This window comes from Sphingomonas sp. BRN-1R (assembly GCF_057748035.1).
Genome location: NZ_CM173236.1, coordinates 1,204,754 through 1,225,626, shown reverse-complemented (window position 1 = coordinate 1,225,626; position 20,873 = coordinate 1,204,754). Strand labels below are relative to the sequence as shown.

Sequence of the window (20,873 nt, the reverse complement as noted above, 5' to 3'; positions counted from 1 at the left end):
CAAGATTATGTTGCCAAGCAGCATGGTACGCCCCACTCTTGGGGGCAGTGCTGCGGCAATATGAACTGGTCGATCGGGTCCTGAGCTACGATCCTGACGCTGACGAGGCGTTGCTCAATCGCGCCTATGTGTTCTCGATGCAGGCGCACGGCAGCCAGAAGCGTGCCTCGGGCGACCCGTATTTCAGCCATCCGATCGAGGTGGCGGGTATCCTGACCGACCTCAGGCTGGACGACGAGACGATCGCCACCGCGATCCTCCACGACACGATCGAGGATACCGTCGCCACGCCGGAGGAGATCACGCGGCTGTTCGGCCCGTCGGTCGCGCGGCTGGTTGATGGCGTCACCAAGCTTTCCAAGATCGAGGCGCAGACCGAGAACGAGCGCGCGGCGGAGAACCTGCGCAAGTTCCTGCTCGCCATGTCGGATGATATCCGCGTGCTGCTGGTCAAGCTGGCCGACCGGCTGCACAACATGCGCACGCTGCACTTCATCTCGAACCCCGAGAAGCGCCGCCGCATCGCGCGCGAGACGATGGATATCTACGCGCCGCTCGCCGAACGGATCGGCATGTACGAGTTCATGAAGGAGATGCAGACGCTCGCCTTCCAGCAGCTCGAACCCGAAGCGTATGAATCGATCACGCGGCGGCTCGCGCAGCTTCAGGAGGGTGGCGACGACAAGATCGCCAAGATCGGTTCGGGGTTGAAGCTGCTGCTGTCGCGTCACGGCATCGAGGCGGAGGTGTCCGGTCGCGAGAAACACCCCTATTCGATCTGGAAGAAGACCACCGAGCGCGACATCAGCTTCGAACAATTGTCGGACATCATGGCATTCCGCGCGATCGTGCCCAGCGAGGAGGAATGTTACGCGGCGCTCGGCGCGATCCACCGGCGCTGGCCGATGGTGCCGGGGCGGTTCAAGGATTACATCTCGACGCCCAAGCGCAACGGCTATCGCTCGCTTCACACCTCGGTGATCCATGCCGAGAACCGCCGTATCGAAATCCAGATCCGCACTGCCGAAATGCACAAGGAGGCCGAACTCGGCCTCGCCGCGCACTGGGCATACAAGCAGGATAAGGTCCGCCCCGAGACGCAGGTGAGCTGGATCCGCGACCTGATCGAGATTCTCGACACCGCCGAGAGCCCCGAGGAGCTGCTCGAACATACCCGCATGGCGATGTACCAGGATCGTATCTTCGCCTTCACCCCCAAGGGAGAGCTGCACCAATTGCCCAAGGGCGCGACGCCGATCGACTTCGCTTATGCGGTCCACACCGATCTCGGCGATCAGGCGGTCGGCGCGAAGATCAACGGGCGGGTGGTGCCGCTGCGCACGTTGATCGAGAACGGCGATCAGGTGCAGATCCTGCGATCCAAGGCGCAGGCGCCGCAGCCCAACTGGATGAACTTCGCGATCACCGGCAAGGCGCGGGCGGCGATCCGTCGCCATCTGCGCCAGACCGAGCGTGAGGAGACGCAGGCGCTGGGGCGCAAGCTGTACGACGAGGTGCTCTCGCGCCTGCCTGCCCCGCTCGGACCCGACGCGATCAAGGTCGCGCTGACCCGGCTGAAACTGCCCGACGAGGCGGCGCTGATGGAGGCGATCGCCAGGCGACGCATTCCCGATGCCGAGGTGATGGAGGCGCTGATGCCCGGCTCGGTCGAGGCGAGCGACCAGCAGCAGGCGCCCGCGCAGACCAAGGCAATCTCGATCCGCGGGCTCACGCCGGGCGTGGCCTATGATCTTGCCGAATGCTGCCATCCGGTGCCCGGCGACCGCATCGTCGGGCTACGCCGCCCCGATCAGGGCATCGAGGTCCATGTCATCGAATGCCCGGTGCTGGCGAGCGCGGACGATGCCGATTGGGTCGATCTCGCCTGGGGCGAAAAGACCGAGGGCGGCACCGCGCGGATCGCGGTCGGCGTGAAGAACGAGCCGGGTTCGCTCGGCACGATCGCGACGATCATCGGCGCGCAGAAGGCCAATATCGTCAACATGCGGCTCGACAACCGCGATACCGGTTTCCACACCAACACGTTCGACGTGGAGGTGCACGACACGCAGCATCTGATGCGGCTGATCGCGGCGTTGCGCGCGGCCGATGCGGTCAGCGGGGTCGAACGGGTTTAGACCCCTCGAAGCTTATGCAATCCGTTCGTGCCGAGTAGGGATCGAGTAGGCGCGTAGCGCCGTATCGAGAACCCGTATCGAGGCACAGTTGCTCGTTCCGGGCCTGTCCTTCGATACACCACAACACGCACTACGGGCTACTCGGCACGAACTGAAAGAGACGAGGGCGGGTCGTAACCCGCCCTCCCCTGATCACCCGAACGCGCGCTTGATGAGATCGGTGGTCGAGACGTCGAAGTCCTGACCGCCCTTGTCGGCCGCCTTGGCCATTTCCTTGCCCAGCTCGACGCCGAACTGGTCGAACGAGTTGATGCCGAGCAGCACGCCGCTGACGAACGTGCGGTGTTCGTAGAAGGCGATCAGCGCGCCGAGCGTGCGCGAATCGAGCGTGTCGAGCAGGATCGTCGACGAGGGTCGATCGCCCGAATAGGCGCGCGCCTTGTCGTCGTTGGCGCGCCCCGCCATCAGCGCAGCCCCTTGCGCGAAGGCATTGAGCAGCAACTGGCGGTGGTGATCCTCGGAGAGCGTATCGCCCGGCTCGATCACCGCGACGAACTCTACGGGAACGAGGTGCGTGCCCTGATGGAGCAACTGGAACACCGCATGCTGCGCATCGGTGCCGACCCCGCCCCAGGTGATCGGCGCGCTCGGCCGGGTGAGCGGCTGGCCGTCGATCGTCACGCCCTTGCCGTTCGACTCCATCTCGAGCTGCTGGAGGTAGGACGGCAGCAACCGCAGCCGCTCGTCATAGGCGAAGGTCGCGCGAGTCTCGCAGTGGCGGACCTGCGCGTAATAGAGGTCGGCGAAGGCGGCGAGCGCCGGGGCGTTCTGCGCGAGCGCGGTCTGCTTGAAATGGCGGTCCATCTCGGCCGCACCTTCGAGCAGCTCGGCGAACTCGTCCCAGCCGAGCGCGAGCGCGGCGGGGAAGCCGATCGAAGACCACAAAGAGTAGCGGCCGCCCACCGAATCGGCGAACGGCAGGATGCGCGTCTCGTCGACGCCCCATTCGACCGCCTTGTCGGGATCGGCGGTGAGCGCGACGACCCGGCCATAGGTGTCCTCCACACCACCCTCGGCCATCCACTGCAAAACGCTCTCGGCGTTGGTCAGGGTTTCCTTGGTGGTGAAGGTCTTCGAAGCGATGACGAGCAACGTCGCGGTCGGATCGAATTTCGCAAACACCTCTTCAAGCGCGGCGCCATCGATATTGGAGACGATCGCCACGTCGTAGCGGCCCGATTCACGTCCCAGCGCATCGACCAGCAGATCCGGCCCGAGCGCCGAGCCGCCGATGCCGACATGAAGGATATGCTCGATCGGGCCGAGCGCCTCGCCCTCGATTGCGTCGATCAGCGCGCGCATGCGGGCGTGGAGCGCCTGCGCCTTGGCAACGTCTTCCTCATTGCCCTCGCCGCGTTCGGCGACGTGGGTGACCGAGCGGCCCTCGGTGGTGTTGATGACCTTGCCCGCGAACAACGCCTCGCGCTTTCCGGCGAGATCCTGCGCCTTGGCGAGCGCCTCGAATGCGGCGACCGCATCCCTGGTGAGGTGCGTCTTCGACCAATCGAAATGGATGCCCGCCACGTCGAGGCTGAAGCTGCCGAGCCGCCCGGCATCGGCGGCGAAAAGATCCGTGAGCTTGGTTGCGGGAAGCTGTTCGATCGCGGTCCAGTCGGCAGGCATGGGCACCTCGGTATTTGGGGTAGGAACGGGATGTCAGATCGTCCTAGTCGTGCCACATTGCAACCGCCAGCTTGACGAGGGGTGGCACCCCGCCCAAAGGCCCGAAAATGTCCGAACCCGACTCGAAATCCGCACGTGCCGCCGCAGATGCGAAAAAACCGCGTTCGGAAACGCGCGAGACGCTCAGTTTCCTGCTCAAGCTCGCGCTCGTCGTGCTGATCTTCCGCAGCTTCGTGTTCGCGCCGTTCAGCATCCCGAGCGAGTCGATGATGCCGCGCCTGCTGATCGGCGACTATCTGTTCATCTCCAAGTGGAACTACGGCTATTCGCGCTGGTCGCTGCCGTGGGGCTGGCCGCTGATCCCGGGCCGGATCTTCCCGCGCGATCCGGCGCGCGGTGACGTGGTAGTGTTTCGCGGTCCGCCGGGCGACGATGTCGACGTCATCAAGCGCGTGATCGGCTTGCCCGGCGATACGATCCAGGTGCGCCACGGTCAGGTGATCCTCAACGGCGTGGCGGTGCCCAAGCAGCGCATCGGCGATTTCATCCTGCCGCTGTCGCCCAATTACGGCACCGATGCCTGCGACGCGCAGTTCCAGAGCACCGACGCCAAGGGCAAGCCCGCCTGCCGCTACATGCAGTTCCGCGAGACCTTGCCCGACGGTAAGAGCTACAATGTGCTCGACAAGGGCGAGATGCCCGACCGCGACGACACCAAGCTGTACAACGTCCCCGCCGGCCATGTGTTCGTGATGGGCGACAACCGCGACAACAGTTCGGACAGCCGCTTCCCCGCTCCCGCCGACGCGCTGCCGGGCGAAGCTTCGGGCATGGGATACGTGCCGATGGAGCGGATCGAGGGCAAGGCGGTGGTCGGTTTCTGGTCGACCGACGGCTCGGCCAACTGGTTCCTGCCGTGGACGTGGTTCACCGCCGCACGGCTCAACCGCGTCGGGGAAGGCTTTTGAGCGAGGCGCTGAGCGGCTGGATCACAGGCGCGCTCGGCCACGCGCCCGTCGATCTCGCCAGCTATGAGCGTGCGCTGACGCACGGCAGTCAGGCGGCGGCGAATTACGAGCGGCTCGAGTTCCTCGGCGACCGCGTGCTTGGGCTGGTGATGGCCGAGTGGCTGTACGCGCTTTACCCCAAGGAGCCCGAGGGTGCCTTGTCGCGACGGCTCAACACGCTGGTTACGGGCGCGGCCTGCGCCGAGGTGGCGCGCTCGCTCGGCGTGCCGGCGCAGTTGCGGCTCGGCAAGCAGGCGCGCGACGATGGCGCGGCGGACAGCGACAATGTGCTGGGCGACGTGATGGAGGCGTTGATCGGCGCGCTCTACCTCGAGGCGGGGCTGGAGGCGGCGCGTGCCGCGATCCGCCAGGCCTGGGGCGACCGGCCGATGCGGGCGACGGCGGCCCCGCAACATCCCAAGTCGGCATTGCAGGAATGGGCCGCCGCCAACAACCGCAAGGCGCCGAGCTACGAGGTGATCGATCGCTCAGGGCCGCACCATGCGCCGCGCTTCATCGTCAAGGCCGCGCTCGGCGGGTTCGCGGACGCGCAGGCCGAGGGCGGATCGAAGCAGGAGGCCGAGACGGCGGCGGCGGCGGCGCTGCTGGCGAAGGTTTCGGGGTAACCCCCCCGACCACCGTTCGTCCCGAGCGTAGCCGAGGGACTTGCCCCCGCGCGCAGATGCCTCGACTCCGCTCGACACGAACGGTTTGGGATATGATCTCCGGCGAAGGCCGGGGTCCAGTCGGAAAGGCATCCGTTACGCCGCGCGACGCCGTTACGAGCGTCCCGCGCCTGCTCCCGGCCTTCGCCCGGAGATCGGCTACTCCGCCGCTGCTTCCGCCACCGGTGGTGCCACGCGAGGCTCCGCGCGAAATCCGAGAGTCGCCTGCCCCTGCACCGGCCCCGCGACGTCGGCGACCAGATACAGCGGCCGGCGCTTCGATTCGACATACAGCCGCCCGAGATACTCGCCGATCATGCCCAGCACGAACATCTGCACCGCACCGAGCAGCACCACCACCAGCATCGTCGAGGTCCAGCCCGCCACCGCCGAGCCGGTGAGAAAGCCGACCGCGATATAGACGAACAGCAGCAGCGACAGGCCCGTCAGCACCAGCCCGGCATGGCTGGCGAGCCGCAGCGGCGCGGTCGAGAAGCCCGTCACCGCATCGAGCGCGAGGCGGATCATCTTGCCGAGCGGGTAATTGGTCTCGCCCGCGAAACGCTCGTGCCGGTCGTAGGCGAACGGCACCTGGCGGAAACCGACCCAAGCGACCATGCCGCGGATGAAGCGCGCCTGTTCGGGCAGCGACAGGAACGCGTCGAGCGCGCGGCGGCTCATCAGCCGGAAATCGCCGGTGTCGAGCGGGATGGCGGTGTCGGTCACGCGGTCGAGCAGGCGGTAGAAGGCGGCGGCGGTCGCTTTCTTGAACAGCGATTCGCCCGCGCGCTTGCGGCGCACCGCGTACACCACGTCGGCCTGCTGCGCGATCATCATCGCGCGCATGTCGGCGAGCAGTTCAGGCGGATCCTGAAGATCGGCGTCGATGATGAGGATCTGCTCGCCCGCGCACAGATCGAGCCCGGCGGTGAGCGCGAGCTGGTGGCCGTGGTTGCGCGACAGGTTGATCGCGACGAGGTGCGGATCGGCAGCGGCGAGGCTTTGCATCACCGCCCAGCTGTCGTCCTTCGATCCGTCGTTGATGAACAGGATCTCGAAATCCTCGCCCACTGCCGCGCGCGCGGCAGCGGCGACGCGCGCGTGCAACTGGCCGAGGCAGGCGGCCTCGTTATAGCAGGGGATCACGACGGAGAGAGCGGGACGTTGCATGGTTTCGCGCATAGCGCCTTGGCCGCCGAATGCCGATGCCGAAAATTGCCGCACGTAGCGAACCTCCCCCATCCTCAAGGTGACGCGCGGTAGCATTCAAACCTTTCGTGTTCGATAAGCCCGGCCATGCCTCCCGAACCCCGCCTTTATGCGACTCCGCCCCGCCTCCGGCTCGCCCCGCTCGTCGACATCCCCGACGGTGGCGCGCGGGGGTTCCGCTTGCAGTTGAAGCAGGGTCGTTTCGATGGCGTGGTGGTGCGCAGCGGGGAGCAGGTGTTCGGCTATGTGGATGTCTGCCCGCATGCCGGCGTGCCGCTGGCATCCACACCGGACGGCTATGAGGTGCATGCGGTCTCGACCGGCCTGCTGCTCGCGTGCCGGTGGCACGGCGCGCTGTTCCAGGCGGAGGACGGCGCGTGCGTCGCGGGGCCGTGCGTCGGCCAGCGGCTGATGGCATGGCCGGTCACGGTGGCGAAGGGCGTGATCGTGACGGCGGGCGACGCCCAGCGCCCGCGCTGGTGGCTACCGTCGTGGTGGCGCCGGTAGCGCGGTCATCCAGCCTTGTGGAAGCGGCAGGCCGGCGTGCCGTCGCTGACGTGATTGGGATCGAGCATGACGTAGGTGACGGGATTGTCCTCGCCGACCACCTCGACCTGCACCTTGCCGCCGTTGACGGTGTATTTGTCGACCGGAGTCGGGATATCGCGACCGGCGCGCTCGGTATCGCTGGTGCGGTGGACGACGCGCATATCCTCGGTGAAGGTCAGCCGATCGTAATTGCAGGTCAGGCCGCTATCGAGCCGCCAGTCGCCGATCAGCGGATTGTTGGGATCGGGATCGATCGGCGATTCGGTCGCGCTGGGCGTGTCGGACTGCGCGGCGACTTCCTGTGCAGGCGCGGCGGCATCGGGCTGTTGGGTGTTCTGCTGGCAGGCGGACAGCGCCAGCACGACCATCACACTCGCAAAACGGCGCATCGTCTCGATCCTCCTCGGCCCCTTGGCCGGCCCCCTACCCCACGGATGCCGTACAGGAAAGCGGCCTTGCGACAAATGCGCTTTCGAAGCGTTGGGCAGCCGTCTAGGAGCCAAGCATGACCGACACTTACGATTATGATCTCTTCGTCATCGGCGCAGGTTCGGGCGGCACGCGTGCCTCGCGCGTCGCCGCCGCTTATGGTGCGCGCGTCGCCGTCGCGGAGGAATACCGCGTCGGCGGCACCTGCGTCATTCGCGGCTGCGTGCCCAAGAAGCTGCTGATCTACGGCGCGCACTTCGCCGAGGATCTCGCCGACGCCCGCCGCTTCGGCTGGAACGTCCCCGACTGCGATTTCGACTGGAAGGTGCTGACCGCCAACGTCTTCGAGGAGGTCGACCGGATCAACGGGGCCTACACCTCAACGCTGACCAACAACGGCGTCGAGATCATCAACGATCGCGCCGTCATCACCGGTCCGCATTCGCTGAAGCTTGGCAACGGGCGGGAAGTCACGGCCGAACGCATCCTCGTCGCGACCGGAGCGACGCCTTCCGTACCGCAATGCCCGGGCCACGAGCTCGGCATCACCTCGAACGAGGCGTTCCATCTGGACGCGATCCCAAAGCGGATCGTGATCGCGGGCGCAGGCTATATCGCCAACGAATTCGCCGGCATCTTCCACCAGTTCGGCGCGCACGTCACGCTCATCAACCGCACCGACGTGATCCTGCGCGGCTATGACGAGCAGATCCGCGACCGCTTGCTCCAGATCTCGATGATGAAGGGGATCGACTTCCGCTTCCACGCCGATTTCCGCGGCATCGAGAAGCAGGCCGACGGCAGCCTGCTGGTGTCGATGACCGGCCACGACCCGATCGAGGCGGACTGCGTGATGTTCGCGACCGGGCGCGACCCCAACACGGACGGGCTCGGCCTCGAGAGCGCGGGGATCGAGGTGGACAAGAAAGGCGCGATCCCCGTCAACGAGGACAGCCGGACCTCGTGCGAGAGCATCTATGCGATCGGCGACGTCACCAATCGCGTGCAGCTCACCCCCGTCGCGATTCGCGAAGGGCAGGCATTCGCGGACACGATCTACGGCGGCAAGCCGCACCGCGTCGATTACGACAACATCCCCGCCGCCGTGTTCAGCCACCCGCCGATCGCGGGGGTCGGCCTGACCGAGAGCCAGGCCAAGAACAAGTTCGGCTCGGTCAAGGTCTATACGTCGGATTTCCGGCCGATGAAGAACGTGCTGGCCGGGCGTAACGAGCGGGCGCTGTACAAGATGGTGTGCGACAGCGTGACCGGACGGATCCTCGGTCTGCACATGATCGGCCCGGATGCGCCCGAAATCCTGCAAGCGGCGGCGGTCGCGGTGAAGGCCGGGCTTACCAAACAGGCGTTCGACGATACGGTCGCGCTGCATCCGACGATGGCGGAGGAACTGGTGCTGCTGCGTTAGGCTTCGCGCCGGGCCGGGCGCATCACACCCGGCTCGGCCGCAGCGCGCCCGCCTCGGCCGGGCGGCCGCGCTCGGCGGCGGCGAAGCCGACCACGGCGATCGCCACCAGCGCGACGAGCATGCCGAGGATCATGTCTGACAGGTAATGCGTGCCCTCGATCGGCGTCGACAGCAGCATCGCTGCATTGACCGCGACGATCGCCCAACGCAGCGGGCGGATCTGCCATCCGGCCGCGATATAGACGAAGGCCGAGGCGGTGTGGAAGCTCGGTGCCGAGACGATCCCGCGCAACTGCCCGAGGTCGATCACCGTATCGCGACCGGCACGCAGCGCAGGGATCAGGCCCTGCTGCCACACTTCGCTTTCGGGCATGTAGGGCACCGATCCGTGCCAGAGGTACGACAGCGGGCCGATCGCGGGCATCAGCGGATAGAGCGCCAGCGTGATGATCGCGGCCAGCCAGAAGGTCGCGATGAACCGATAGGCCTGCTCCTGCCGCTCCTCCCAGGCGAACCAGCCGAGGATGATCGCCGGCGTCAGATAGATGCTGCGATAGGCCATGGTGCCGAGCAGTTGCAGGCTGCGATGTGCGGCGACGGTCTCGTACAGCCCGACCCAGTCGAACCCGATCAGCCGGTCGGCATGCTGGAGCGCCGCATCGCTGAACCCATGCGACAAGGCGGCAAGCGGATAGGTCGCCACGGCACCCATCAGAACGACCGCGATGAACACCGCGTAATTGCCCGCGATCCGCGCCACCGCGGCGAGCGACTTGTGCGGGACTCGCCGCGACGCCACCCGCAACCCGATCGCGGCACATGCGACCGCGACGAACGGCAGGTTGCTCGGGCTCCACAGATCGACGCTGAGCCCGGCACTCTGCATCAACAGCGCGAGAACCACGAACGACACGATGAGCCCGACGGCGATCCACCTGGTGGGCGAGGAAAAGGCGAACATGGACAACCGACGCTCCGGGATGACCGAGCGGCACGGGGACGCCGGTCGGTTCGCGCTGCTATAGCGCGTTACGGTTAAATGACACCCCTGGGCGAATACGGCTTTCAGCTTCCTGAACCACGCATGACAATCGAGTCATGCTCCCGTTAATCGGTGTGCCGCGAAGCGGCCGTCCGTTGATGCGCCACTGGTCGCGGCGGATAAACCACAGCTTAACGCATCATTCCAAACGTGTTCAGACCGACTCGGGTAATCGACTGCAACAAGCTGGTCCACCGGCGCGTTATGTCGGGCAATGCGGATGGGCTTTGGGATACGAGGAGGTTTGGAGATGAACTCGATTTTGAAGAAAGCCGGTCTCGGCCTGGCGCTCGCGGCGACGGCGTTGACTACCGCTGTTCCTGCCGAAGCACAACGCGGCTTCCGTGGTGGCTATCACGGCGGGTATCACGGTGGCTATCGCGGCGGTGATCGTGCCGGTGCGGCGTTGCTTGGCGGCATCGTCGGCCTGGGCGTCGGCGCGGCGATCGCGAGCAGCAATCGTGGCTATTACGGCGGTGGCTATTACGATCGTGGCTATCGCGGCTATTACAACGGCCCGCGCGGCTATTATTACGACGGCTATTATCGTGGCCCGCGCTGCTGGACGTCGTACCGCTGGGATCCCTATTATGGGGCCGATGTTCCGGTTCGCGTCTGCAACTGATCCGGCGAACGTGAACGGCGAAACGGCGCGGGTACAGCCCGCGCCGTTTTCGTATCTGGCCATCGTCGAGTTTTTCCGCCAAGAGGCGGGCCATCATGACCGACACGCCCCCCGATCGCCTTTCGTCCAACCCGCGCAGCCCGTTCTTCGACGAGGCATTGCTCTCGCGCGGGATCGGCATCCGCTTCAAGGGCAAGGAGCGTAACGACGTCGAGGAATATTGCCGCTCGGAAGGGTGGATCCGCGTCGCGCTCGGCAAGAAGGTCGATCGTAACGGCCAACCGCTGACACTCAAGCTGTCAGGCGAGGTCGAGGCATGGTTCGAGCGCCCGGCCGAGGGCGAAGACGCCGCTTCAGCCGAGGCGTGAACGGCCGGCGGCACACGCCGCCAGCCGTCCTTTCCGCTTAAATCCGCTTGTCGCCCGGGTAGGTGAGCAGCAGATCGCTGCCCGCCGCCGCGTTGATATGGCACGCGCCGGTCAGCGTCAGGCACTCGCCCACCTTGAACGCGACGCCGTCCGCCACGCCCTCGCCGGTGACGGGCACCAACCATGCCATCACGCCTTCGGGGAAGGTGATGTCGCGCGCGCCGCCGGCGAAGCGCTCGATCACGAACTTCGGTCCTTCCGCCAGAATCGTGCGATCCTTGCCGGCCGCAACCGGATCGGGCGCGGGCGTCGGCAGCGGCACGAACGGCACCGGGTTCGACGCGGCGACACCGGCATCGAGGTGCAACTCACGGTCGCTGCCGTAATCGTACAGGCGGTAGGTCAGATCGACGTTCTGCTGAAGCTCGATCACCGTCAGTCCCTTGCCGATCGCGTGGACCGTGCCCGCCTTCGAATAATAGAACTCGCCCGCCTTGACCGGCTTCCAGTCGAGCAGATGTTCGATCGACCCGTCGAGCGCGGCGGCGCGGAGCGTGTCCTTGCTGATCGGCTCAAGCGTGCCGAGCGCGATGGTCGCATCCGGTTCGGCGGCGAGGATCAGCCACGCCTCGTCCTTGCCGCGCGGATAGCCCGCCGCGCGCGCCTCGGCATCGTCGGGGTGGACCTGCACCGACAGCCGATCGCTGGTGAACAGATATTTGATGAGCAGTTCGGGCTCGCCGGCGTGCGGGGTCTGGAACCACACCTCGCCGATCGGCGGCGCATCGGCTGCGGGATCGGGGAAGCCGGGCCACAGATCGTGCCGTCCCCAGGGCTTTTCCACGCGCTTGGTCGCCAAAAGAGTCGCCGTCATTCACTGCCTCGTGCTGTTTGCGTAACGATGTAGTCGGAACGCTTGAGGCAAGCCAAGCGATCCGTGGCCGAAAAGCGGCGCGATCACGGCTTTTTTCGAAGGGGATTGTTAGCGCCTCGGGCGTTCGGCTAAGGGTGCCCGCGATGCGTATCACACTGTCTCGCTCGATCGCGCTTGCGCTCATTGCCGCCTCGGCGCTTCCTGTCGCCGGCTGCGCCGGTCGCGGCAAGGCCAAGGCCGATATCCCCTATGTCGCGCGCGACGTCGGCACGCTCTACACGGCGGCGCGCAAGCGGCTCGACATGGGCCAGTACAAGATCGCGGCGGCGCTGTTCGACGAGGTCGAGCGGCAGCATCCCTATTCGATCTGGGCACGCCGCGCGCAGTTGATGAGCGCGTTCAGCTATTACCTCGCACACGATTACACCAATTCGATCCAGGCGGCGCAGCGCTTCCTGTCGGTCCACCCCGGCAACCGCGACGCACCTTATGCCTATTATCTGATCGCGCTCGGCTATTACGAGCAGATCAGCGACGTGACGCGCGACCAGAAGATCACCCAGCAGGCGCTCGACGCGCTCGGCGAGCTGATGCGGCGCTATCCCAACAGCAAATATGCGCTCGACGCGCGGCTGAAGGTCGATCTCGTGCAGGATCACCTCGGCGGCAAGGAGATGGAGATCGGCCGCTTCTACGAGCGACGCGGCCAGTGGCTCGCCGCCGCTTTGCGCTTCCGCAACGTGGTCGACAATTACCAGACCACCACGCATGCGCCCGAGGCGCTGATGCGGCTTACCGAATGCTATCTTTCGCTCGGCGTGCGTGAGGAGGCCGAGAAAGCGGCGGCTGTGCTCGGCGCCAACTATCCGGGCACGCAATGGTATCAACGCGCCTACAAGCTGATGCAGGACCATCCGGTCAAGCCGGCGGCGAAAAAGGCCTGACGCGCGAGCCGGAGGGGCTGGCATGCTGACCTCGCTCTCCATTCGCGACGTGGTGCTGATCGAGGCGCTCGATCTCGATTTCCACGAAGGCTTGGGCGTGCTCACCGGTGAAACCGGCGCGGGCAAGTCGATCCTGCTCGATTCGTTGGGGCTGGCGCTCGGCGCGCGCGGCGATTCGGGGCTGGTGCGGCAAGGTGCGACGCAGGCGGTGGTGACGGCCGCGTTCGACACGCCGCACGCGCAAGGGCCAATCGCATCGCTGCTCGCGCAGAACGGCCTCGACGTCGAACCCGGCGAGCCGCTGATCGTGCGCCGCATCGTCAAGGCGGACGGCGGCAGCCGCGCCTTCGTCAACGGCGCCCCCGCCCCGGCCGCGCTGCTGCGCGAACTCGGCACGCACCTGGTCGAGATCCACGGCCAGCATGACGATCGCGGGCTGCTCGCGGCGACCGGCCACCGTGCGCTGCTCGACAGCTTCGCGCGCATCGACATTGCCGCCGCGGCCCGCGCGCACCGCGCCTGGCGTGACGCCGAGGATACACTGGCGGTCGCACGCGCAGACCTCGACACGCAGGAGCGCGACCGCGAGTGGCTCGAACATGCCGTCGCCGAGCTGCGCGGATTCGCTGCCGAGCCCGGCGAAGAGGAGGAACTCGCCACGCGCCGTGCAGGGATGCAGCGCGGCGAGAAGATCGCGGGCGATCTTCAGGCCGTGGCCGATCTGCTCGAAGGATCCGACGGCGGGCTCGCGCGGCTGCGGCAGGCGGCGCGTATCCTCGAACGGCTGTCGGAGGATCACGAGGCGCTCGCCGAGGCGCTGGAGGCGATCGACCGCGCGATCATCGAGACGGGTACGGCACAGGACGGCATCGATACGGCGGCAAGCGCCCTCGCCTTTGACCCCGCACAGCTCGAAGCGGACGAGTCGCGGCTGTTCGACATGCGTGCGCTGGCGCGCAAACACCGCGTCCAGCCCGATGCGCTCGCCGAACTGACCGAGCAACTGGGCGCACGGCTCGATCTGCTGGAGAGCGGCGGCGCTGGCATCGCCGCACTCGAACGCGCGGTGGCGGAGACGGCCGCGGCCTACGATGAGGCCGCCGCCACGCTGACCGCAGCGCGCACGCTGGCGGCCGCGCGGCTCGACGCGGCGGTGAAGGGCGAACTCGCCCCGCTCAAGCTCGACGCCGCGCGCTTCCGGACCGTCGTTGCCCCGCTCGCGCAGGCGATGTGGTCGGCGAGCGGCAAGGACCGCGTCGAGTTCGAAATCTCCACCAACCCCGGCGCGCCGTTCGCCCCGCTCGTCAAGATCGCGTCGGGCGGCGAATTGTCGCGCTTCATCCTCGCGCTGAAGGTTGCGCTCGCCGAAGAAGGCGGCGCCGCGACGATGGTGTTCGACGAGATCGATCGCGGCGTCGGCGGCGCGGTGGCGAGCGCGATCGGCGAGCGACTCGCGCGACTGGCACGGCGCACCCAGTTGCTGGTGGTGACGCACAGTCCGCAGGTCGCGGCGCGGGGCACGCAGCATCTGCTGATCGCCAAGAGCCACGACGGCACAGTCACCCGCACCGGCGTCCGTACGCTCGACGCGAGCGAACGCCGCGAGGAGATCGCGCGCATGCTGTCGGGCGCGACGATCACGCCGGAGGCGCGTGCGCAGGCCGAGCGGTTGCTGGAAACCGCGTAAGGCTCAGAACGGCGTCTTGAGCGTCACCATGATGCGCTTGTCGGGCTTGCCGTCGATGGTCTTTTCCTGCGCGACATAAGCCTTGCCGGTGACGTCGCCGATCTTGAAGCCCAGCCCCGGCCCGGTGTTGGCGTGATACCGCTCGGGCACCGGGCGCAGCCGGAACCCCTCGTCATCGACTCGCCCGCACACCACCACCTCGCCGTCCGCGCCTGTGCCGGCGCGGCAGCGCGGCGGCGGCGCGAGCGGGCCCGTCGTCAGCGGTGTGGCGGTGTCCGTCGGCGTGGCCTGCGCCAGCATCGCGAGCAGGATGAGCATAAGGCGAAGCTACCACGCCGGGCGGCAGCGGCCTACTGGATTAACAGGCGACAGCCCCGCCGCGCCGTGCTACACACGGATTATCCCGCGAATTGGCCCACAAGCATCGCCGGGACTGAGAGACCTCCCGCGCTCCCGCTTGTTTGGCGACGGATGCGGTTTCTGGTTCTCCCCTCATACTTTCCCATCGTGCGCGGCCGCCTGCGGGCGGACGTGCGTGCGCGCTCGCCGCACGGCTGAGCGCTTGCCATCGAAGACGCCGGCCGGGGCCGGACGGCGCCTTCGTCTTCGATCCCGGCCCTGCGGCTCCGCTTCGAGCGGTACCGATTCTCAAGGAATACAGTTATGCCGACAGGCACCGTCAAGTTCTTCAACGCCGACAAGGGCTATGGTTTCATCGCGCCGGAAGACGGCGGCAACGACGCCTTCGTCCACATCAGCGCGGTTGAAGCCGCTGGCATGCGCACGCTCGATCGCGAGCAGCGCGTCAATTACGAACTGGAGCAGGATCGTCGCGGCAAGGTGTCCGCGGTCAATCTGAGCGCCGCGTGAGCGGCCGGGCGGCGCGGGGCTCTTCCCGCGCCGCCCGTTACCCTCAAGCGGAGATATGCGATGAACACCACCGTCTTGTTCTATCAGGATCGCGCCCGTCAGGCGCATGCCGACGCCGCATCCGCCACACTCGACAACGTCCGTGACCGGTGGCTCCGCGCCGCCAAGGCGTGGGACGACATGGCCAATCGCGCCGAGAAGACGGCCGAACGCCGTTCGGTCAACGAAGAAGCCAAACTCACCGTCGATATGATGGCCGACGACTAGATCGCGCTCAGGCGATCCGTTTCGAACCGCGTCGGGCGCATCGCACACGTCGCCTCGGCGCGGCTCGCGCGTAAAGCGTAACCTGCTCCTCCGCCCCTTGATCCCGCGCCCCGCTCTCCGCTAGCCCACGGCCATGCCGACGCCGCTGCCCGAGACCGAAGACGCCGCCGCCGCTGAACTCGCGGCGCTCGCCGTTGAGATCGCGCACCACAACCACCGCTATCATACCGAGGACGCGCCCGAGATCTCGGATGCCGACTATGACACGCTGGTCCGCCGCAATGCCGCGATCGAGGCGGCCTTCCCGCACCTCCTGCGCGCCGATTCGCCGAGCATCCAGGTCGGCGCCGCGCCCGCCGGGCATCTCGCCAAGGTTGCGCATGCCCGGCCGATGTTCAGCCTCGACAACGCGTTCAGCGACGAGGAGGTGGCGGATTTTCTCGGTCGAGTGCGTCGCTATCTGAAGCTCGCCGATGATGAGGCGATCGCACTCACCGCCGAGCCCAAGATCGACGGCCTGTCCTGCTCGGTTCGCTACGAGAACCGCCGCCTCGTCCGCGCGCTGACGCGCGGCGACGGGCAGATCGGCGAGGATGTCACCGCCAACGTCCGCACCATCGCCGACATTCCCGGCACCCTCCCCGACGACGCGCCCGATCTGTTCGAGGTGCGCGGCGAGGTTTATATGGCGAAGGACGATTTCGCCGGGTTGAACGCCCGCCTGCTCGCCGAGGCGGAAGCGACGTCGAAGGAGGCGCGCCAGTTCGCCAATCCGCGCAACGCCGCCGCCGGATCGCTGCGCCAGAAAGACGCGGCGGTCACGCGCGGACGCCCGCTCCGGTTCTTCGCATGGGGCTGGGGGGAGACTTCGGACCTGCCGGGCGATACGCAAAGTGCGATCATCGCGGCGATCCGCGCGTGGGGCTTCCCCGTCGCCGCCGCATTCCGGCCGGGCGGTACGCTGGAGGATGCGCTCGCCACCTACAAGGCAATCGAGCGCGAGCGCGCCGACCTTGGGTTCGATATCGACGGCGTGGTTTACAAGGTCGACCGGCTCGACTGGCAGCATCGCCTCGGCTTTGTCGGCCGCGCGCCGCGCTGGGCGATCGCGCACAAATTCCCCGCCCAGCAGGCGCAGACCACGCTTGAACGGATCGACATCCAGGTCGGGCGGACCGGCAAGCTCACCCCCGTAGCGCGGCTTACCCCCGTGACGGTCGGCGGCGTCGTCGTCACCAACGCTACGCTGCACAATGCCGACGAGATCGGGCGGCTGGGCGTATGGCCGGGCGACCGCGTCGTGCTGCAACGTGCTGGCGACGTGATCCCGCAGATCGTCGAGAACCTCTCGCGCGACGATTCGCGCGGGACATGGCCGTTCCCGCTCACCTGCCCAGAATGCGGCAGCGCGGCAGAACGCGAGCCCGGTGAGGTTGACTGGCGCTGCTCGGGCGGGCTGATCTGTCCGGCGCAGCGGGTCGAGCGGCTGCGCCACTTCGCCTCGCGCCACGCGCTCGACATCGAAGGGCTCGGCATCACCAACGTCGAGAGTTTCGTCCGCGACGGGCTGATCCACACCCCCGCCGACATCTACCGGCTGACCAAGGACACGCTGCTCGCGCGCGAACGCTGGGCGGAGGTGTCCGCGCAGAACCTCATCGACGCGATCGACGCCAAACGCGCGCCGCCGCTCGACCGGTTCCTGTTCGCGCTCGGCATCCGCCACGTCGGCGAAGTCACCGCGCGCGATCTCGCGCGGCGCTATCGTAGCTGGAGCGCATTCCACGAGATGGTCGGCCGCATGGCGGCGCGACGCGCGGAGCTGGTGCCCGCGCTCGGCGAGAGCGATGACAAGTTCCTCGCGCGCACCGCCAAGGATCTGGCCGCGATTGTCGAGACACCGGGCGTCGGCCCCGAGGTTGCGCTCGCGCTCGCCGACTTCTTCGCCGAGCCGCACAATGCCGAAGCGATCGCCGATCTGCTCGGCCAGGTCGCGCCTGCCGAGCTGATCCACGAGACCCGCGACTCGCCCGTCGCGGGTAAGACGATCGTCTTCACCGGCACGCTCCAAACGATGAGCCGCGACGAAGCAAAGGCGCAGGCTGAGCTTTTGGGGGCACGCGTGGCGGGATCGGTATCGGCCAAGACCGACCTCGTCGTGGCTGGCCCCGGCGCCGGCTCGAAGCTCAAAAAAGCGAGCGATCTCAACATCGAGGTAATCGACGAGGCCGGGTGGGCCGCGATCGTGGCCGCCAGCGCCTGATTGCGCCGGAGGGTCCGTCGCGGCTCCGCTGATGTTTTTTTGCAACGCAGCGGAACTTCTTGCGCGCCAGGGCTGGCGCGTGGGGCCGTTGTCATTTTACTTACACATTCGGGCCCCACGGGGCCGGACGACGACGCACACGTCGCGTCCGCAGACGATATCGCAACGACATATCGCGGCAACGACATAACAGGGGTACAGAATGCGTAGTAAACTGCTTTTGAGCGCGGCTTCGGTCGCGCTGCTGATTCCGGGCGCGGCGCTCGCGCAGTCGACCGGTACGGTCGATTTCGAGAACCAGCAGGATATCGTCGTCAAGGGCGCGCGCACCGACAAGGGCGTGAACGGCGTCCAGATCCCCGACACCCCCAAGACGCGCCAGGTGTTCACGCAGGAATACCTCCGCAAGCAGGTTCCCGGCCAGACGATCGACGAGATCATCAACCAGATGCCGGGCGTCAGCTTCCAGAACAACGATCCTTACGGTTCGTCGGGCGGTCGCCTCACCATCCGTGGCTTCGGTCCGGATCGCATCTCGCAGACCGTCGACGGTATCCCGACCAACGACACCGGCAACTACGCGCTGTACTCGAACCAGCAGATCGCGCCGGAACTGATCGATCAGGTCAACGTGACCTTGGGCTCGACCGACATCGACAGCCCGACCGCCTCGGCCTCGGGATCGACGGTCGCCTACCGCACGATCACCCCGACCGACGATTTCCACGCGCGCATGATCGGCTCGATCGGCGACTTCAACTATTTCCGTGTGTTCGGCCTCGTCAACACCGGCACCTTCACGCCCTGGGGCACCAAGGCATGGTTCTCGGCCAACACCTCGACCAACGACGTGATCTTCTCGAACTTCGGCAAGATCAAGAAGGACGAGTATGACGCCAAGATCTATCAGCCGATCGGCTCGAATGGCGATTTCATCTCGATCGCGGGCAACTACAACGTCAACCGCAACACCAACACGCCCGACTTCCGTCTGGTCAACACGCGCTCGCTGCCGGTCAACGGCACGTCCTCGGGCCGCATCCCGCTGAACCTGGACGAAGCCTTCGCGTTCAACAGCCCGCGCTGCACCACCGCGACCGCGAATGCCGGCGTGGCCGACACGGCCAATACCTGCGGCACGTTGTACGAGCAGAACGTCAACCCGTCGAACACCGGCTCGATCCGTATCAACTCGCGCTTCACGCTGGCTGACGGTCTCGTCCTCACCGTCGATCCGAACTTCCAGTACACCAAGGCGAACGGCGGCTCCTACGGCGTTGCTGCGCGTGAGTCGGCTGGCCCGGGCGGCTATCTCGGCTATGTCGCGGGCACCTATTACTATGGCCGCGATCTGAACGGCGACGGCGATACGCGCGACACAGTCGAACTCGATCAGACCAGCCAGACCGTCACGCATCGTTGGACGATCAACAGCTCGCTGCGTTACGACATCACGCCGTCGCAGACGATCCGTGTCGCTTACTCGCACGACTACGGCCGTCACCGTCAGAGCGGCGAAGGCATCGGCCTTCAGCTGAATGGCCAGCCGATCGACGTCTTCCCGATCAACAACCCGCTCACCGCCTCGAACGGCGCTCGCGTCGAGAAGCGCGATCGTATCTCCTACGCGGTGCTGGATCAGGCTTCGGCGGAGTATCGCGGCAAGTTCTTCAACGACGCGCTGTCGATCACCGCTGGCGTGCGCGTGCCATGGTTCAAGCGCAATCTGCGCAACTATTGCTACACCACCTCGGTAACCGGCAATGTCACCTGCATCGCGGGCGACGCGGCGACGGTTGCGGCCTACGGCGCAACCAATCCATACAACTTCACCCAGAACGCCGCCGGCAACGCGGTTCCGACCGGTGCGGCGGCGCCGCAGTTCCGCCAGTTCACTTACAACAAGGCGCTGCCGAGCGCGGGCTTCCAGTACAAGTTCGACGGCGGCTTCCAGGTGTACGGCAGCTACTCGAAGGGCTTGCAGGTTCCGGGGACGGACAACCTGTACCAGTCGTTCTACTATCCGGTCGGCGTGCAGACGCCACGTCCGGAAGTGACCGACAACTTCGACGCTGGCCTGCGCTACACCACCAGCAAGATCCAGGCACAGGTCGGTCCGTGGTACTCGCTGTTCACCAACCGTCTGGCGTCGTCTTACGATCCGATCCTCGACGTGACGACCTATCGTAACCTCGGCAAGGTGAAGAAGTACGGCGTCGATGGCAGCATCTCGTACCAGCCGGTCCCGCAGGTCTCGCTTTACGCCTTCGGCTCGTACCTGAAGTCGGAGATTCAGGACGACGTGCTCGGCGGCACCTGCACCGCGGCACTTGCCGGCGCCTATGGCTGCACCACCGCGAACGTCGGTTCGGACTATTACCTGCAGACCAAGGGCAAGCGTGAAGCCGGTGCCCCGGTCTACACCTTCGGCGGTCGCGCCGAGGTGGACATCACGCCGTTCCAGGTGGGTATGCAGGTCAAGCGGACCGGCCCGCGTTACGTCAACGATCAGAACCTGCCGATCTACAGCACCAACAACATCACCACCGCTACCGTGCTGTACTCGGCCAAGGCGCCGGCCTACACCGTCGTCGATTTGGACGCGCGCGTTTCGCTCGGCTGGGCGGGTCTGAACGACAAGACCTACTTCCAGCTGAACATCACCAACCTGTTCAACCAGTACTATGTCGGCAACCTCGGCAACACGAACACCTCCTACACGAGCATCCCGTTCGTGTACCTCGGTTCGCCGCGTGCGATCAGCGGTTCGCTCAACGTCGAATTCTGATCTGCTCGACGTTCGGTAACGATCGACACGGCCGCCGCT

Annotated in this window: 19 protein-coding genes; 13 read left to right on the top strand and 6 right to left on the bottom strand. The window is 66.5% G+C overall.

Annotated elements, in window-relative coordinates; genetic code table 11:
• The first annotated feature begins 47 nt into the window (after nucleotides 1–47).
• A complete protein-coding gene (locus tag AC3ANX_RS05555) occupies nucleotides 48–2,138 on the top strand; it encodes a RelA/SpoT family protein (RefSeq protein WP_488336024.1) in 2,091 nt (696 codons plus the stop codon).
• Nucleotides 2,139–2,330: 192 nt separating this feature from the next.
• Here the strand turns inward: AC3ANX_RS05555 and pgi are convergent, their stop codons facing one another.
• On the bottom strand, nucleotides 2,331–3,821 hold the full coding sequence (gene pgi, locus AC3ANX_RS05550; RefSeq protein ID WP_488336023.1) for a glucose-6-phosphate isomerase: 1,491 nt from the start codon (nucleotides 3,819–3,821) through the stop codon (nucleotides 2,331–2,333).
• Nucleotides 3,822–3,928: 107 nt separating this feature from the next.
• Between pgi and lepB the strand changes: the two genes are divergently transcribed.
• Together lepB and rnc are read left to right on the top strand one after the other, a co-directional pair.
• The gene (gene lepB / locus AC3ANX_RS05545; protein WP_488336022.1) at nucleotides 3,929–4,789 is read left to right on the top strand and encodes a signal peptidase I; all 861 of its coding nucleotides are present in this window, start codon (nucleotides 3,929–3,931) and stop codon (nucleotides 4,787–4,789) included.
• Entirely contained in the window at nucleotides 4,786–5,454 is a 669-nt protein-coding gene (gene rnc, locus AC3ANX_RS05540; protein ID WP_488336021.1) for a ribonuclease III, read from the top strand. Before lepB ends, rnc begins: the two co-directional genes overlap by 4 nt.
• A 198-nt stretch (nucleotides 5,455–5,652) precedes the next feature.
• On the opposite strand, the gene AC3ANX_RS05535 is transcribed toward rnc, so the two are convergent.
• Entirely contained in the window at nucleotides 5,653–6,663 is a 1,011-nt protein-coding gene (locus AC3ANX_RS05535; RefSeq protein ID WP_488336020.1) for a glycosyltransferase family 2 protein, read from the bottom strand.
• A gap of 126 nt (nucleotides 6,664–6,789) precedes the next feature.
• Between AC3ANX_RS05535 and AC3ANX_RS05530 the strand changes: the two genes are divergently transcribed.
• Nucleotides 6,790–7,209: a Rieske (2Fe-2S) protein gene (locus AC3ANX_RS05530; protein WP_488336019.1), complete on the top strand. Its 420-nt coding sequence runs from the start codon at nucleotides 6,790–6,792 to the stop codon at nucleotides 7,207–7,209.
• Nucleotides 7,210–7,214: 5 nt separating this feature from the next.
• On the opposite strand, the gene AC3ANX_RS05525 is transcribed toward AC3ANX_RS05530, so the two are convergent.
• Nucleotides 7,215–7,640, bottom strand: a complete 426-nt coding sequence (locus AC3ANX_RS05525; protein ID WP_488336018.1) for a hypothetical protein — start codon at nucleotides 7,638–7,640, stop codon at nucleotides 7,215–7,217.
• A gap of 116 nt (nucleotides 7,641–7,756) precedes the next feature.
• Here AC3ANX_RS05525 and gor point away from each other — a divergent pair, with 116 nt between their 5' ends.
• Nucleotides 7,757–9,106, top strand: coding sequence for a glutathione-disulfide reductase (gene gor, locus AC3ANX_RS05520; RefSeq protein WP_488336017.1), 1,350 nt, complete (start codon nucleotides 7,757–7,759; stop codon nucleotides 9,104–9,106).
• Nucleotides 9,107–9,128: 22 nt separating this feature from the next.
• Here gor and AC3ANX_RS05515 read toward each other — a convergent pair whose 3' ends face one another.
• Nucleotides 9,129–10,067, bottom strand: a complete 939-nt coding sequence (locus tag AC3ANX_RS05515) for a phosphatase PAP2 family protein (RefSeq protein ID WP_488336016.1) — start codon at nucleotides 10,065–10,067, stop codon at nucleotides 9,129–9,131.
• 331 nt (nucleotides 10,068–10,398) lie between these two features.
• Between AC3ANX_RS05515 and AC3ANX_RS05510 the strand changes: the two genes are divergently transcribed.
• Both AC3ANX_RS05510 and AC3ANX_RS05505 read left to right on the top strand, forming a co-directional pair.
• On the top strand, nucleotides 10,399–10,773 hold the full coding sequence (locus AC3ANX_RS05510) for a hypothetical protein (protein WP_488336015.1): 375 nt from the start codon (nucleotides 10,399–10,401) through the stop codon (nucleotides 10,771–10,773).
• A 95-nt stretch (nucleotides 10,774–10,868) separates the two neighbouring features.
• Nucleotides 10,869–11,141, top strand: a complete 273-nt coding sequence (locus tag AC3ANX_RS05505; RefSeq protein WP_488336014.1) for a DUF3297 family protein — start codon at nucleotides 10,869–10,871, stop codon at nucleotides 11,139–11,141.
• Nucleotides 11,142–11,178: 37 nt separating this feature from the next.
• Here the strand turns inward: AC3ANX_RS05505 and AC3ANX_RS05500 are convergent, their stop codons facing one another.
• Nucleotides 11,179–12,015: a class I mannose-6-phosphate isomerase gene (locus AC3ANX_RS05500; RefSeq protein ID WP_488336013.1), complete on the bottom strand. Its 837-nt coding sequence runs from the start codon at nucleotides 12,013–12,015 to the stop codon at nucleotides 11,179–11,181.
• A gap of 143 nt (nucleotides 12,016–12,158) precedes the next feature.
• On the opposite strand from AC3ANX_RS05500, the gene AC3ANX_RS05495 reads away from it, so the two are divergent.
• The gene (locus tag AC3ANX_RS05495; protein WP_488336012.1) at nucleotides 12,159–12,959 is read left to right on the top strand and encodes an outer membrane protein assembly factor BamD; all 801 of its coding nucleotides are present in this window, start codon (nucleotides 12,159–12,161) and stop codon (nucleotides 12,957–12,959) included.
• A 22-nt stretch (nucleotides 12,960–12,981) separates the two neighbouring features.
• Complete coding sequence (gene recN / locus AC3ANX_RS05490) at nucleotides 12,982–14,646, top strand: DNA repair protein RecN (RefSeq protein ID WP_488336011.1); 1,665 nt, start codon at nucleotides 12,982–12,984, stop codon at nucleotides 14,644–14,646.
• 3 nt (nucleotides 14,647–14,649) lie between these two features.
• On the opposite strand, the gene AC3ANX_RS05485 is transcribed toward recN, so the two are convergent.
• On the bottom strand, nucleotides 14,650–14,964 hold the full coding sequence (locus AC3ANX_RS05485; protein ID WP_488336010.1) for a hypothetical protein: 315 nt from the start codon (nucleotides 14,962–14,964) through the stop codon (nucleotides 14,650–14,652).
• Between the two features lie 345 nt (nucleotides 14,965–15,309).
• Between AC3ANX_RS05485 and AC3ANX_RS05480 the strand changes: the two genes are divergently transcribed.
• The 4 genes from AC3ANX_RS05480 to AC3ANX_RS05465 all read left to right on the top strand — a co-directional run bounded on the left by AC3ANX_RS05480 (nucleotide 15,310) and on the right by AC3ANX_RS05465 (nucleotide 20,834).
• Nucleotides 15,310–15,516 carry a cold-shock protein gene (locus AC3ANX_RS05480; protein ID WP_488336009.1) on the top strand — a complete coding sequence of 69 codons (207 nt, stop codon included), beginning with the start codon at nucleotides 15,310–15,312 and terminating at the stop codon, nucleotides 15,514–15,516.
• 60 nt (nucleotides 15,517–15,576) lie between these two features.
• The gene (locus AC3ANX_RS05475) at nucleotides 15,577–15,783 is read left to right on the top strand and encodes a hypothetical protein (protein WP_488336008.1); all 207 of its coding nucleotides are present in this window, start codon (nucleotides 15,577–15,579) and stop codon (nucleotides 15,781–15,783) included.
• 133 nt (nucleotides 15,784–15,916) lie between these two features.
• A complete protein-coding gene (ligA, locus tag AC3ANX_RS05470) occupies nucleotides 15,917–18,046 on the top strand; it encodes an NAD-dependent DNA ligase LigA (protein WP_488336007.1) in 2,130 nt (709 codons plus the stop codon).
• Nucleotides 18,047–18,248: 202 nt separating this feature from the next.
• Nucleotides 18,249–20,834: a TonB-dependent receptor gene (locus tag AC3ANX_RS05465; protein ID WP_488336006.1), complete on the top strand. Its 2,586-nt coding sequence runs from the start codon at nucleotides 18,249–18,251 to the stop codon at nucleotides 20,832–20,834.
• Nucleotides 20,835–20,873: the final 39 nt, after the last annotated feature.